This is a genomic window from Streptomyces sp. P17 (assembly GCF_032436805.1).
Taxonomy (GTDB): domain Bacteria; phylum Actinomycetota; class Actinomycetes; order Streptomycetales; family Streptomycetaceae; genus Streptomyces.
Window position 1 is genome coordinate 1 of sequence record NZ_JAVRBF010000236.1, and the last position, 694, is coordinate 694.

1 protein-coding gene is annotated in these 694 nt (G+C 64.1%); it reads left to right on the top strand.

The window, feature by feature from the left end; genetic code table 11:
- Positions 1–694: hypothetical protein (locus RMT89_RS40590; protein WP_315888766.1), on the top strand; the 694-nt coding region annotated here is incomplete at both ends.

Here is a 694-nt window from a genome sequence, read left to right on the forward strand (position 1 = left end):
CTGGAGCAAACCTCGTCGCTGATGCTGCAACTGGCGGCATCCACCGACTCGGCCGCTTCCGCACTGTCCCGCCAGGACTTCGCCGCCCAGACGAGCATGGGCTTCCAGAAGATCGAGCTGAGCGTCGAAGCTGCATTCGAGCAGCTCAAGAAGTGGGACAACCTGCGCGACGGCTCCGACCCACTCGCCAAGATGTTCGCCGGCATGTCCGGCCACTACGGCGCGCTCAAGGAGCTCGAGGAAGGGTTCCAGCGCGCGGACAGTGCACTGAGTCAGATGGTGGGCTCCGGCAGCGCCGACAAGGCTGCCGCCGCGTTCGCCCGCATGGCTGAGGCTGCGAGGAAGCAGGGTATAGATAACGATTCTCTCATCCGCCAGTTCCCGACCTACGCGGAGGGTCTGCGTGCGCAGGCGTCCTCGCTGTACGAGGCGACCGGGTACACCGACCTGCTGAACCTGTCGAACGAGGACCTCGTGCGCTGGATGGGTGGCGAGATTCCCATCGCAGTGCAGTCCGCGCAGATCGCCACCAAGAACGCAGGCTCGGCATCCGAAGCGCTGACGAAGAAGCAGAAGGAACTAACCAGCGCCACCGACACCGCGACGCAGAGCTATGACGACTACGTGGACAGCCTGTTCGCCGCCAACGAGGCCGCGATGGCATCGCTGGACGCTGAGTTGGCGTTCAGCAAAT